The organism is Aquitalea sp. LB_tupeE, from assembly GCF_013391415.1.
GTDB lineage: Bacteria > Pseudomonadota > Gammaproteobacteria > Burkholderiales > Chromobacteriaceae > Aquitalea.
Genome location: NZ_JACAXB010000049.1, coordinates 1 through 13,522, shown reverse-complemented (window position 1 = coordinate 13,522; position 13,522 = coordinate 1). Strand labels below are relative to the sequence as shown.

Here is a 13,522-nt window from a genome sequence, read left to right as displayed (position 1 = left end):
GGGGACGGACAAGTCCTGAAACACCCGCGAGGTGCGGCGCAGCCGCAGCAGCGCAAACGGCGGCTCAATCGTCAGACCATACTTGGCAAAACCGCCATCCGAGCCCAACAACTCGGCGCGTGACACCACCCCGCAACGCACCACCTGGCTGCCATCGGCATCCAGCACGCCCAAACGGGCAGCCACACCCAACAAGGATTTGAGCTCGATATTACCGTCGGGCGACAGACAGCTCAGCTGATAACGATAGGCCTGCGACACGCCCTCGCTGCCATCCAGGGTGTGCGGCAACAACTGCTCGGCGGCGATATTGCCGCCATCCAGCTGCAGGGTGAGCAGGCGTTGGTGCTGGGAGAAGGCGGCGGCGAAGCTGGCGAGCAGAGCAGAGAAATCCATGATTTTGTCCATGCGTCACCGTCAAGGTGACTGTAGTGCAAATCAGTTTGTTGGCATGGGGCTAGCCCATATGCAGATACGCGGTGCTACACAAGGTGGTAACAGGCTTGCCAAGAGCGGCTAACAAAATAACGTAGCGTCCCCGGGGCAAGGCGCGCCGACGCCGACAGTACATAAAAGTACGGCAAGGAGGCGCAGCCGCAGGTTTTTGTTAGCGGTTCTCAATGAAAGGCCATTCGGCTATGTGAGCATGCATTGCCCAAGCTGCAGGTATTTGCAGCCTCCCTGCGATGGCCTTTATTTCCCGCTTGCGTTTTTTATTTGAAAACCAGCTGTACGCCGTGCGACTTGCGCTCAGTATCGTAGCGCACCGAGATGTAGGCATCGGAAACACCCACTTCGGTCAGGAAATTTTTCACGTCCACAGCACGCGCCTGGGCAGCCAGCTTGGCATTGCCGATATCACCACGGTAGCAATGGCCACGCACGATGATGGATTTGCTGGCTTTGAGTTTGGGCAGCAGCCGCAACAGCTGTCCCTTGCCCACTTCATCCAGCTTGGGGCTGAGTTTGTCGAACGGAATAAAGTCAGGATCAATCGCCATATTGGCGTCGATCTTTTTATTCAGGGCCGTCTTTTCTGCAGCAGCCTTATCCAGGGCAGCTTTGACTGTGGGATCAATAGCAGGTGACTGATTGGCAGCACAGCCTGCCAACATGACCGAAAACAGGCCGCACAACAGCAATTGCTTCATGACAAACTTCCAGAATTGAACTGAACAACAGCCCGCCCCCGGGCGGGAGCGGGCACGACAACAACGAGTTTGATCAGGCGATCGTCTTGTTGCTGGTCAGGTCCCAACCGGCGCTGACATTACCGCCACCCGTGCCGTCCGCACGTTTTTGCTGGGTGTAGGTCCACTTGATCTTGCCGTAGGAGAAGCTGACCTTTTCGCTGGGGAAGCCGGAATCATTGGCCGAGCCGCTGGGTACCACTTTGGAAATCAGGACTTGTTCCATCTTGATTTCCATGTACTTCACCTTGTCGCCACCCGCGCGGCACAGCTCGATGGTGACTTCCTTGATGTGCTTGCCGGTGCAGCATGCTTCGTAGATCTTCGGGCTGGCCTTGTCCAGGAAGTGGGTAATTTCATAGGGAGCATGATTCACACGCTCGGCGGTGGCACCACCGGCAGAGCTGGCAGTGGACTGGGCCGGTTGTTCCAGGCCGTGGGCAAAGGACAGGATCTCGATCCAGTCCTTGTGCTTGTCATCAGTACTTTCACCCGGAATACCATCAATTTTCAGGAATGCATCAAAAGCCATTTATTTACCTTTCATTATGAGTGACATGTGGGACGAGCCCACCAACAGTAATCAACCCGCAGGCTGAGGTAGCTCTGCGACAAGTCGCAGGGAAATCGTCAGTTCGTCCAGCTGGAAATGCGGGCGCAGGAATGCAGCGGCGCGGTACACACCCGGCTTGCCCGGAACCTCCACCACATCCACGCGTGCTTCGCGCAGCGGGTATTTGGCCTTGGCTTCCTGACTGGCAGAGTCGTCCAGCAGCACGTACTGCGCCAGCCAGGTATTCAGGTAGTCCTGCACGTTCTGGCGAGAAGCAAAGCTGCCAATCTTGTCGCGCATGATGGACTTCATGTAATGCGCAATACGCGACACGGCAAAGATGTAGGGCAGCTGGGTGGACAACCGGGCATTGGCATTGGCCGCATCGGTGTTATAGGTTTTGGCCTTTTGTACCGATTGCCCGGCAAAGAAGGCGGCGTAGTCGGTGTTCTTGCAGTGCACCAGCGCAATCAGGCCCAGGTCGGACAGCAGCTTTTCGGTGCGGTCGGTAATGGCCACTTCGGTTGGGCACTTGAGTGCCACTTCGCCGTTATCGGTCTTGAAGGTATGTGCCGGCAGGCCTTCAACCAGACCACCGCCCTCCACACCGCGGATGGCCGCCAGCCAGCCATACTGGGCAAAGGCATCGGTCAGGCGTGCCGCATAGGCATAGGCGGCATTGGTCCACAGGTATTTGTCGTGGTTGGTGCCATCCACGTTTTCTTCGAAGTCAAACTCCTCAACCGGCACATTGTCGCGGCCATAGGGAAGACGCCCCAGCACGTGTGGCAACACCAGGCCTACATAGCGGGAGTCTTCCGACTCGCGGAACGATTTCCACTTGGCGTATTCGACGGTATCGAAAATCTTGGCCAGATCACGCGGCTTGCCGATGTCAGCAAAGGTTTCCAGCCCGAACAGGCCCGGCGCAGCGGCAGAAATCAGTGGTGCATGCGCGGCGGCGGCAACATGCGACAGTTCTTCCAGCAGGTAGAAGTCTTCCGGATGACGCGTGAATTCAAAGTCCCCCACCAGCGCGGCATAAGGTGCGCCACCGAAGGTGCCGTACTCGTCTTCGTAGATTTTCTTGAACAAGGCGCTCTGATCGAACTCGGACGCAGCCTTGAAGTCCTTCACCAGCTCTTTTTTGGATACGTTCAGCACCTTGAGCTTGAGCTGCGTGCTGGTTTCCGAGCTCTTTACCAGATAATTCAGGCCACGCCAGGAGGCTTCCAGCTGCTGGAAGTCCGCATGGTGCATGATGGCGTTCAACTGGTCGGAAATCAGCGCATCGATTTCGGCAATGCGGGCATCAAGACTGGCACTCAGGTCGCGTGAAACGGTGACGCTGCCTTCCAGTACCTGTTCGGCCAATTCGGCAATCAGGTCACGGGCATGGCTGCGCTCGCTATCACTGGTGGCAACACGGCTTTGTTCGATGATGCTGTCGAGCAGACTGGAGGCTTGCTGTGTAGCAGCCAGCGGGCTGGCGGCGATTTGCTGTTCTGCGCTCATCTCACTCCCCTGCCTTGTCATTGCTGCCGGATTTGCTGATCTGCTGCAGCTTTTCGGTGTCCTGCACGATGTCATCCAGCAGGGCTTCCAGCTTGTCGTTGCCAGCCATCTTGTTACGCAGCTCGGACAGGCGCTGGCGCGCTTCCACCAGCTTGTTCAGCGGTGCCACCTGCTTGGCTACGTTTTGCGGTTCAAAGTCGGCCAGGCACTCGAAGTTGAGCTCAACACCCAGCTGGCTGTCATCGTCCACCAGCTTGTTATCCACCTTCATCGCCAGACGCGGCGCCATGCCCTTGAGGACTTCATCGAAGTTATCGCGGTCGATCTGCACAAACTTGCGACTGGCTTCCTTGAGCTTGGCCGGCGCCTCTTTGCGATGGCCGGAATAGTCCCCCAGGACGCCCATGACAAAAGGCAGTTCCTTGGTTTCGATAGCATCGCCAATTTCAACGTCGTAAGTGATCTGCACACGCGGAGGACGTACGCGTGACAGCTTTTTCTGTGTACTTTCATTACCCATGATGAATCCCCATTAACCAAAATTGTTCATCAAACCGTTAAACAAGACTGCGAGACAGACTGGCCATCACATCGCATAGCTGGGCCAGTGAAAACTGCGGGTCAGTCAGACGACGACTGAGGATGTAAACCGCCTCGGCGTAAGACTGGTGGCTGCACCAGGGCGCGTGCGGATCGGAAACATCGATGACGTAGCGGGCATCCAGCGGCTTGCCCCAGCACTGCGCCAGCATGGGAGCGGTCAGCTCCCCCGGAATCAGCGCCAGGCAGTTGCGCTCCGGCTGACGAATGATCAGGCATTGCACCGGGGTGTCCGGCAAGCTGGAAGTAGCAGCGGTAAACAAGGCCAGCCAGGTGACGACTGCCAACATGTCTTCGCCCTCGCCGTCCGGCAGCGGCAGCAGATAAGCCTGGGAAGACAAGCTGCCCTGAAACTTGCGCAGCAACTGGCTGTGAAATACAAAGGACAGCAACAAGGAAGCCAGATCTACATTGCCATACTGCGCCAGCTGTCCGGACAACAGGCTGCAAGGCGTCATCGCCAGGTGACGGCTGAGCAGTTGCTCGGCCAGTTCGGTATCCGCGGCGGAGCCAGCGCCAAACAAGGACTGCTCCTCCAGATACTGGCGGCAAGCCACCATTTCCACTGCATTGTCGATGGCATTGCTCAGTTGCTCCTGCAAGCCGTTGTAAAACAGTTCGTTGGACAACATCATCACGCCAACCGGCGGACGCGGCATATCAGAGGGCAGCAGGGATGCCGCCACCAGCGGATACAGCCTGCCGCTTTCATCCCGACTGGGCTGGATAACCCCCAGGGCCAGCCATGCGCCATCGGGCGTACGGGTAAGGAATGAGGTAGCCGGCATGTGCTGATAACGCTGGCGTGCGTTGTCGTCGTCCAGCAGCACCAGGCTGTCGGCAATCACATGATCCAGCTGGGCGGCTGCCGTATGCGTGGCATTGATACGGATAAAGTCGCCACGGCGGGGCAATTTGCCAAATACGCAGAATTCACCTGCGGTTACTGGTGTGCGCTTGAAATTGAAGGCCATGTACTGGTCGTCCTCGTTACAAAGTCACGCGCTCAGGCAGGCTTAGTTTGTAAAGCTTGATCAGTTGCAAGGGATTGACTCCACCAACCATACGGAAATTGAAACGCACCATCTGCCCGTCGGAAGCCTTTCCGACCGGCCAGGACAGTTGCACCAGATCGCTACTGTCCTGTGTCACCTTGGCGGCAGCCAGCAGACGCATCAGCCCCATGCGGCCGGACTGACTGGCTACCACGCTGGCAGCGCCGTTATACGAAACCACCTGGATGCGCGCGCCGCCGGCATTGTCGCTACCCGGCCAGTTGAACGGCTGCCAGGTTTGCGGGCCATTGCGATAACGCAGCTCCTGGCCATCCACCACGATGGAAATTTCCGACAAGCCCGGTGTGGGCTGGGGTTGCAGTTCGAAGCGACTGTTTTCACCATCCTGCAACTGGGTGGAAGCCAGCGACCCCAGCTTGCCCGCGGCAGACAGGAACTCAGGATTGAAGCGTATGCCCTGCTCTCCCCAGGCACGGGCGACCAAGGTGTCACCCTTGCGCTGCACCAGGCCGCTCAGGTATTTGTTGATGAACTTGTCCAGCACACCGTCATTGGCTTTGACAAAGCGGTTGATCTCGGCAACCGAAGCCGCGCTACCCGAATCGGTAAAGGGGTATTTGCTGGCCAGTTGCTTCCACTGCGGCAGTACTTCGTTGGCCCAGGCCTGGTTGATGTCCTGCTGAACCGGCCCCAGCATGGCGGTATAGGACTGCGACAGCGGGCGGACCAGCATGGGGCGAACCATGGCCGCGGTTTCGGCCGGTACCTGATTGAGCAGGGAATTGTCGACGTAGGAAATGGTATCGGCCAGTTCGGAGCCGGAACCGTTCAACGTGGCCTGCAAGGTGGCACGGGCCTGCGGGCCTGGCTCGTCGGTAGAGGCAATCGAGGCCACTTTGGCTTTCAGCTTGGCCAACTGGTCCAGATAGCCGTTAATCGGCGGATTGTCCCCCTTGACCAGTTGTGCCACGCCGGCAAAAGCCTGGCCCACTTCGCCAAACTGCTTGTCAGCGGCTTTCTTGTCCTGGCCATCGCTGCCACCCTTGAGAAACTCGGTGGTTTTCTCCAGCACCGACTGCTTGGCATTTTCCAGCGAGCGGTTCAGTTCGGACGGGTTATCCCAAGAGGTTTCCATGGCGGCACGCGCCAGAATCAGCTTCACCGGCGAACTTTGCTTGTCGGACAGGCGGGTCAGTGCTGATGCCGACTGCGCCGGGTTGCTGAAATCGCGCACTGTCACGCCGGGCAGGAATTTCTTCCAGGCGGCAATGTACTGGGTGCGGTACAGCGCCATCAGGGCAGCACGGTTTTTCTCGACATTGCCGTCCTTGCCCAGATTGTCCTGCATGGACGAAGCAAGCACCCAGTCATCGCCACGAATCTCGCCCTTGCTGGCTTCATCGATGGCTGCTTTTACATAGCCGTTCCAGGCTTCACGGGTAAACATCCCCTCCACCATCTGACTACCGGCCATAATGTCCAGATCATGATTGTCCAGGATACGGGCCACCGTCAGCGGGGCATAACGGGTATTGGCACGGGCGCGGATTTCGTTGTACACCCGCTCCTCCGCCGACAGATGCTTGTATGAACTGCGCAGGGTGTCACGCACTTCACTCACCAGGCGCGGGTCGTTGTCGATCAAGGGCAGGTCGCCCGCCTTGATCTGGCTGACATAAAAAGCCACCAGTTTTTCCGCCACCGACATGATTTCTTCGGTCGAATACTGGCCACGCTGGCTTTCCAGATAAGGCCGCCAGTAGCGCGGAATCTGGTCGATCAGCTGTGCCTCGTCCATGCGCTTTTGCTCGTGCAGCATCAGATAGGTTTTCAGCGCGTTGTAGCCCACTTCCAGCTTGACCGGCTGCTGACTGGCAGTAGCGCCATTGCCGGCAAGCTGGCTGGCCGGGGCACTGGCATCCAGCATCGCAGCGGTGGCTTTTTGCGCCCAATAGTCGTAAGAACCCAGTGCGCCAATCACGATATTGGGCAGGCCCTTGTGCGGTTTGGCCGGGCGCGGGCGCGGCTTGGCTGCCGGAGCGGCATGCACCGGTTCCGGTTTGGCTTCCGGCTTGGCCACCACCGGTTCGGGTTTCGCAGCCACCACAGGCTGGGCTTCAGGCTGTCCCTTGTACTGCTTGATGGCATCTTCCAGATTGTGCTGTACCGGAAGCAGCATCACCTGGCGCAGGCCGGCAAAGTATTCCTTGCGCAAGCCGACCTCCAGGTCATTGCCCTGGTACAAGCCCCAGCCCAGCTGCCAGGGCTCGCCGTTTTTACGGTAGTCCTGGAACTCTTCCAGCCGCTTTTGCAGCATCAGCAAGCCACGCAGCTTGTTATACAACTGCGCGGAGGCCATCATTTTCTGGGCTTCGCCACGATCACTGGCAACCTGTGCTACCAGGCGCTGATTGCCAATGTATGTCCACGACCACACCCCGGCCATACCGGCCAGCAGCAACACGCCAAGCACCATGGCCACCAGCCTGGCGCGGCCGCCACGCGGTGCCGTCTGTCGGGAAATCAGATGCTGATCGGGAAACAATACTTCGCGGAACAAATCACGCAGGAAATAACTGTATGAAGAAGGAGCCTGCTTGCCATCGCGGCCGACGGCACTCAGATCGAACTGCCCTTGCACACGGTTGGCCGCCACAATGCGCGGCACGCCCTCTTGCAAGGCACTGGTGAAATAGAAACCACGCAGCAGCGGTCTGCCGTGATACGGGTCTTCCTCATGCAACAGGCGCATGAATTTGACGACAGCCTCTTTCAGACCGTGAAACTCGATGGGGAAGGCAAAGTGCGCCGGGCTGACCTGGCTGCCACGATGCTGCACCAGCTTGTCCTCACCCATCTGCACCAGGCCACGGTACAGCAGTTCGAATTGCTGGGAGGTTGCGGTGGCAATGTCAAAGCCCTTGCCTTGTTCCGCCGTGAGTGTCACCCCCCACACCCTGGAGCGCTCGTCATCATCGGCGTCCTGGAAAAACTGGGCAAAGCCGCCCAGCAGGTCCAGCTTGGTAAACACCAGATACACCGGCACCTGGGCACCAAACGTGCTGCACATTTCATGAATGCGCTCGCGCACCTGGCGCGCATAGGTGGTGAAGCCTTCGGTATTGTGCTGGGCCAGCTCCGGCAGGCTGATGGCCAACAGAATGCCGTTTACCGGCGCTTTGGCGCGGTGCTTTTTCAGCAGTTTGAGAAATTCCAGCCACTCGACACGGTCCTCGGACTGCGTGGCATAGCGCCCTGCCGTATCCAGCAGCACCCCTTCGGTGGAGAAGAACCAGTCGCAGTTACGCGTACCACCCACCCCCTGGATGCCGCTCTTGTCACTAAAGGGGAAGGTCAGGCCGGATTGCAGGATGGCAGAGCTTTTACCCGCTGCCGGATGGCCGATGATCATGTACCAGGGCAGTTCGTACAGCGCCGCGCTGCCACTGGACACCCCAAGCTTGGATTTTTTCAGGGTCTCCACGGCCGCCAGCATTTTTTGCCGCAGCAGCGTCACTTCGGCGCGCTTGCCGGCATCGGCACCGATAACGGCATCATCCGCCTGCTTGCGCAGCATTTTCTCCAGCAGGTTGCCGGCCCGGCGGGTTAGCAGCTGACCGACCAGCAAGGTCAGCACCCACAGCAGCATGACACCAACAATCCACCCCAGACGCGCTTCCGGTGACGGCAGCCCCATCCAGGGACCGACAAACCAGATAAGCAGGATCAAAATCAGGAATCCAATCGCCGAAGCGACTTTCCCATGCCGAAGCCAAGCTTGCATAACCACCACTTCTTAAAATTGAAACGTTACTTTTTACCCAGCAATACCTTCAGCGAACCGGTCTGCTCGATATGCCCATAATCCTTGAAACTCCAGTTGCCACCCCAGGTAAGGCCGGCAGCCTGCGCCTCCTCACCCAGCGCCTGGTAAGCCTGCATTGCCCACGGGTCGCGCTCTGAAATCACCACCTTGCCGTTACGCATCGGTGCCAGGTCGACGGCCAGTCCGTATTGATGCTTGCTCTGCCCTCCCTTGGCCTGGGTGACATGATTGCCCTGCGCAGCCAGTGCATTCTGTCGCTCCGGACTGCGATAGCCCTCCAGCAACACCATGCCAAACCCGCGTGCCCGCATGGCCACCATCACGCGCAATACGGTCTGCACAAAGGCCGGATTCATATGAGACCAATCCCGGTTGGCATGTGCGATATCCAGAGACGGCATCTGGTTTTGCACATCGGCAAAGGCGGTGGGCGGCAAGGGCGGCGGCGGTACCAGCTTTTCTTCCAGCAAGGTCTGCTTGATGCGGCCAGCCTGCTGGTAGTCCTGGGCCACATAGTCAGGCGACTGGTAGTAGTAGCCACCCATCTTGAACACTGCCAGCACGCCCAGCGCCACCAGCGACAGCGACAACAGGGGCCAGACCACCCATTGATAGCGCTGCTGACGAGGCGGGCTTGTGTCCGCAACCGGTACTGGCGCTTCGACGGCTACCGGCAGCGCCACCGGCAACACATCCGCCAGGACAGGTTCGTCAGCTTTGCTAACCGACCAGGTACCGGCTACTTGCCCGCCCCAAAAAAATCGCCACCCGATCCAAGCCACCAGCAAAACAAGTGCGGCTATCAAAAGTGGCAATGCAATAGCCAACTTCATCATCCAATCCAGCATTTTAACTATTTATATTTTAGTTTAAAGTGTTTTCAGCAACAGTAGAAGAAGTTTCAAAGCATATTGTAATGTACTTTTTCATGACTTTTGACTAGTTGTAATTACTAGTAAAATATGAAGTTCCCATTCCAAACCATCTGAATTCACAATTCGTCCCATGCTGAAGAAACCTAGAACACACTACCTGCACATGTTGCTGAAAGCCTTGCCAGTACTGGCGCTGGCTGCTTGCGGCGGCCCCAAGCTGGTGAATGTCACCGGCGAGGGCAGCAAGGGGATGAACCGTGACGCACAAGGCAAACCCTTGTCTGTCGTGGTGCATATTTACCAGTTGCGCAATGCCGATGCCTTCAACCGCATGACCATGGACAGTCTGCTGAGCGGTAAGCCAGAAGCGGATCTGCTAGGTAATTCGCTGATCTCCAGCAAGGAGGTCACCCTCATTCCCGGGGGCAAGCTGGCCGATCAGGAAACGATAGGCGAAGAGACGCGATACGTAGGCGTGGTGGGCTTTTTCAGACAGGCAGACCCAACATACTGGCGCTTGCTGTATACGGCAGAAGCAGTGAAAAGTGACGGCCTCAATTTCAAGGCAGCCGACTGCTATCTGCAGCCAGTGCGCACCAAGAATACCGCCATTCCGGGGCAGTCCGCGCAAATACCAAGCGTTTGTCATGCCCAACAGCGTTAAAAAGTTTAAACCACAGCGCAAGACTGTCTCAATTTAACAACATTTGTTACGAGTCATTCAATGACTCGTTAATTTAATTTTATCGACATCTTTTGCTCAATAAATATGACAAATGATAGTTTTACTAAGTAAAAATACGCACCAAGCACTGAAAACTGACCTAAAGCAGATTTGACAAGGCACTCCGCAAACACTGGCGACAGCACTTAAAGCGGAAATATCGACGAGATGAACCAGAGCATTGCGCCAAAACAGTCACAATGCATTTAGCATGAAAGTTTGAAATTCGATGCAACAAGCAAAACGGGTTCTGTGGGGTGAAGGGATGTTTCTTCGGCCACAGCATTTCCAGCAACAGTCACTTTTTCTGGAACAAAAGACCACAGCACTACTGCAGCACTCGCGCCGTCACCAATGGGGACTTATCCAGTTGAAGCTGGACGAGCAGGCGCTCAAGGGCGGCATGGTGCATCTGGATGAACTGGCCCTGCTGTTTCGTGACGGCACGCTGTACCAGGCACCGGCCCACGCCGCCCTCCCGCTATCGCGCGACCTGACCTCGCTGCCGCAACTAGGCATCAAGACACGTCTTTACGCCTGCCTGGCCAATATGCAGCCCTACGGCGGCAACACCCGTAGCGGCGAAACCAGCGCGCGCCCTACCCGCTTCACCAGCCAGCAATGCGAGCTGGCCGACCTCTACACGCAAGCGCTGGAAGCCGACGTCAGCACACTGGAGCTGGATGTGCGCCTGATGCTGGAAGAGGAAAACCGCGACGGCTACGACGCCATCGCCCTGTGCGAACTGGAAAAAAACGCCACCGGACAATGGGTGGTGTCGGCAGGCTTCATTCCGCCACTGATCACCGTCAGCGCGTCCGACGACATGCAACAGTTGCTGCGCCGACTGCTGGATATCCTGCTGGTGAAAAGCCAGTCGCTGGCGGGCAGCCACCGTGAGCGGGCAAAAAGCGTGGTTGAATATGGCTCCACCGACATCAGCTCTTTCTGGTTGTTGCACAGTGTCAACCGCAACTTTGCCCGGCTGCGCCACCTGTCACTGAGCCAGCCGCTGCATCCGGAAGAGCTGTACATGGCCCTGGCAGAGTTTTGCGGCGAGCTGCAAACCTTCTCCACCCTGTACAACCTGGCCGACATACCGCCCTATCGCCACGAGCAACTGCAGCAAGTACTGCCCGTGCTGGACCGGCAGATTCGTGAACTGCTCGATACAGTCATTTCCGCCCGCTACACGGTCATTCCGCTGCACTCGCCCAAGCCGTCCTTCCATATCGGCCACCTGGAAAGCGACCGCCTGCTGGAAAACGTCGATTTCTACCTGTCGGTGCAAAGCGAACTGCCCGCCACCCAGGTGATCGACAACGTGCCGCTGAAGATGAAAATTGGCGCACCGGACGATGTGGAGAAAATCCTCAACTCCGCTCTGCGTGGCGTCGCCATTCACCATGCCGCGCAAACGCCATCTGCCGTGCCGGTACGCGTTGGCAACCACTACTTTGCCTTCGAGCCGCATGGCGACATCTTCAGTCGCATGCTGCAGTCGCGCAGCATCTGCATTTACCTTCCACAAACCTTGTCAGATCTGAAGCTAGAGCTGATCGCCGTCTTCCGCTGAGTACGCCATGAGCCAAGCTATTGCTACCCCGACCACCGAACGCCCCATCACCGTGTCTGCACCGGCATCACCCTCGCTGCGTGAAATGCTGGAGGACGGCATTTACCTGCTGTTTCTGCTGAAGGACGGCAACGCCCCCGGCAGCGCTGTCGAATTCAACCGCCGTGTGGATGGCTTTCTGTCCCAGTACGAAAAAAACGCACGCAATTTCGGCAAGGACATGAATGACGTCAATCATGCCAAGTACGCCTTTTGTGCGCTGATGGACGAAATCATCCTGTCCTCATCCTTCTCCTTGCGGGACGAATGGGAACGCATGCCGCTGCAACTGCGCCTGTTTGGCGAGCATCTGGCAGGAGAGGGCTTTTTCAACCGGCTGGAACAGCTCAGGCTGGAACCCGCCCGCAATATCGAAGCGCTGGAAGTGTTCTACACCTGCCTGCTGCTGGGCTTTCAGGGCAAATACCTGCTGGAAGGCGAAGAAAAGCTGGGCTACCTCACCCACAAACTGGGCCAGGAAATCCAGCAGGTACGTGGCGGCAAGGCGGAGTTCTCCCCCAACTGGCAACTGCCGCAGCGCTTTCAGGCCTTTGTCCGGCACGAACTGCCCTTGTGGCTGTACTTTGCCCTGTTAGCCGTAGTGGGCAGCGGTATTTTCCTGACCTACCGCTGGCTGCTCTCACAGCAATTAAGCAAGGTATTTGGCGGCTGAAATGAGCACCTTCAGCCGACACACCCTGCTGCAACCATCGGTGCTGGACCGCCTGCTGGACGATCATCCGGACAACAGCGGCCACGACCATGCCGCGCTCTACGAGCTGCCCCAGTTCAAGCAATCGCTGGCGCGCGATCTGGAAGCGCTGCTCAACACGCGGCTGATGCCGGCTGAAGTACGCGAAGACGACTACCCGCTGGCGCGCAGCAGCATGCTCAACTTCGGCATTCCCGACCTCAGCGGCATCAGCCTGCTGAACCCGGACGACCGTGAGCTGCTGCGCGAACAGCTGCGCCGCGCCATCGAAACCCACGAACCGCGCCTGTCGCGCGTGCGTGTGAATCTGGATGCCCCGCGTGAAATGGAAAGACACCTGCGCTTTCGCGTGGATGCGGTGCTGCGCATTCACCCGCACCGCCCGCCGGTCACTTTCGATGCCACGCTGCAACTGTCATCCAATGTATACAAGGTGCAATAAGCCATGCAGCAGCCCTGCCCTGGCACCCACCTTGCAATGAACAAGAGATAAAACCGGGATGGACCTTACCAGCCTTTTAAGCAGCTTCGCCTCCGCCTTCTCCCAGCACCAACGCCTGCTCACCCTGCAGCTGGATGGCGGCAATATCGCCGCCGAGCAGTTGTTGCCCCACACCCTGGACGGCAGCGAGGGCGTGTCACAGGCCTATCGTTATCAGCTGAGCTGTCTGTCGCCCGACGGTAATATCGAGCTCAAATCCTTGTTGGGGGTGGCTGCCCGTTTGGGCGTGCTGGATGCCGATGGCAGCCAGGTGGTGCGTTGCGGGGTGGTGTCGCGGGCGGAGTTGTTGGGCTCGGATGGCGGTTTTGCCAAGTATGGTCTGACGATTGAACCGCCGTTTGCGCTGCTGCGCCTGCGCCGTACCTCGCGGGTGTTTCAGGACTTGTCCGTCCCG

13 protein-coding genes are annotated in these 13,522 nt (G+C 57.9%); 5 read left to right on the top strand and 8 right to left on the bottom strand.

Annotated elements, in window-relative coordinates; genetic code table 11:
* From HWX34_RS20890 to HWX34_RS20855, 8 genes are all read right to left on the bottom strand, one after another.
* The coding region (locus HWX34_RS20890; RefSeq protein ID WP_255497704.1) for a contractile injection system protein, VgrG/Pvc8 family at positions 1 to 396 on the bottom strand (396 nt) is incomplete at its 3' end.
* 317 nt (positions 397 to 713) lie between these two features.
* Positions 714 to 1,151, bottom strand: coding sequence for a hypothetical protein (locus HWX34_RS20885; RefSeq protein ID WP_178974112.1), 438 nt, complete (start codon positions 1,149 to 1,151; stop codon positions 714 to 716).
* A gap of 73 nt (positions 1,152 to 1,224) precedes the next feature.
* On the bottom strand, positions 1,225 to 1,722 hold the full coding sequence (locus HWX34_RS20880; protein WP_178974110.1) for a type VI secretion system tube protein Hcp: 498 nt from the start codon (positions 1,720 to 1,722) through the stop codon (positions 1,225 to 1,227).
* A 51-nt stretch (positions 1,723 to 1,773) separates the two neighbouring features.
* A complete protein-coding gene (gene tssC / locus HWX34_RS20875; RefSeq protein ID WP_178974108.1) occupies positions 1,774 to 3,258 on the bottom strand; it encodes a type VI secretion system contractile sheath large subunit in 1,485 nt (494 codons plus the stop codon).
* Between the two features lies 1 nt (position 3,259).
* Positions 3,260 to 3,778: a type VI secretion system contractile sheath small subunit gene (tssB, locus tag HWX34_RS20870; RefSeq protein WP_178974098.1), complete on the bottom strand. Its 519-nt coding sequence runs from the start codon at positions 3,776 to 3,778 to the stop codon at positions 3,260 to 3,262.
* A gap of 37 nt (positions 3,779 to 3,815) precedes the next feature.
* The gene (tagF, locus tag HWX34_RS20865; protein WP_178974088.1) at positions 3,816 to 4,832 is read right to left on the bottom strand and encodes a type VI secretion system-associated protein TagF; all 1,017 of its coding nucleotides are present in this window, start codon (positions 4,830 to 4,832) and stop codon (positions 3,816 to 3,818) included.
* Positions 4,833 to 4,848: 16 nt separating this feature from the next.
* The gene (gene tssM / locus HWX34_RS20860) at positions 4,849 to 8,658 is read right to left on the bottom strand and encodes a type VI secretion system membrane subunit TssM (RefSeq protein WP_218645285.1); all 3,810 of its coding nucleotides are present in this window, start codon (positions 8,656 to 8,658) and stop codon (positions 4,849 to 4,851) included.
* A 26-nt stretch (positions 8,659 to 8,684) separates the two neighbouring features.
* Positions 8,685 to 9,383, bottom strand: coding sequence for a M15 family metallopeptidase (locus HWX34_RS20855; RefSeq protein ID WP_370459811.1), 699 nt, complete (start codon positions 9,381 to 9,383; stop codon positions 8,685 to 8,687).
* A gap of 322 nt (positions 9,384 to 9,705) precedes the next feature.
* Between HWX34_RS20855 and tssJ the strand changes: the two genes are divergently transcribed.
* The 5 genes from tssJ to HWX34_RS20830 form a co-directional block, all read left to right on the top strand.
* Positions 9,706 to 10,239: a type VI secretion system lipoprotein TssJ gene (tssJ, locus tag HWX34_RS20850; protein ID WP_178974086.1), complete on the top strand. Its 534-nt coding sequence runs from the start codon at positions 9,706 to 9,708 to the stop codon at positions 10,237 to 10,239.
* 289 nt (positions 10,240 to 10,528) lie between these two features.
* On the top strand, positions 10,529 to 11,875 hold the full coding sequence (tssK, locus tag HWX34_RS20845; RefSeq protein WP_178974085.1) for a type VI secretion system baseplate subunit TssK: 1,347 nt from the start codon (positions 10,529 to 10,531) through the stop codon (positions 11,873 to 11,875).
* 7 nt (positions 11,876 to 11,882) lie between these two features.
* Positions 11,883 to 12,587: a type IVB secretion system protein IcmH/DotU gene (gene icmH, locus HWX34_RS20840; protein WP_178974084.1), complete on the top strand. Its 705-nt coding sequence runs from the start codon at positions 11,883 to 11,885 to the stop codon at positions 12,585 to 12,587.
* A gap of 1 nt (position 12,588) precedes the next feature.
* Complete coding sequence (gene tssE, locus HWX34_RS20835; RefSeq protein ID WP_178974083.1) at positions 12,589 to 13,068, top strand: type VI secretion system baseplate subunit TssE; 480 nt, start codon at positions 12,589 to 12,591, stop codon at positions 13,066 to 13,068.
* Positions 13,069 to 13,126: 58 nt separating this feature from the next.
* Positions 13,127 to 13,522, top strand: a 396-nt coding sequence (locus HWX34_RS20830) for a contractile injection system protein, VgrG/Pvc8 family (RefSeq protein WP_255497698.1), incomplete at its 3' end; no start/stop codon positions are given.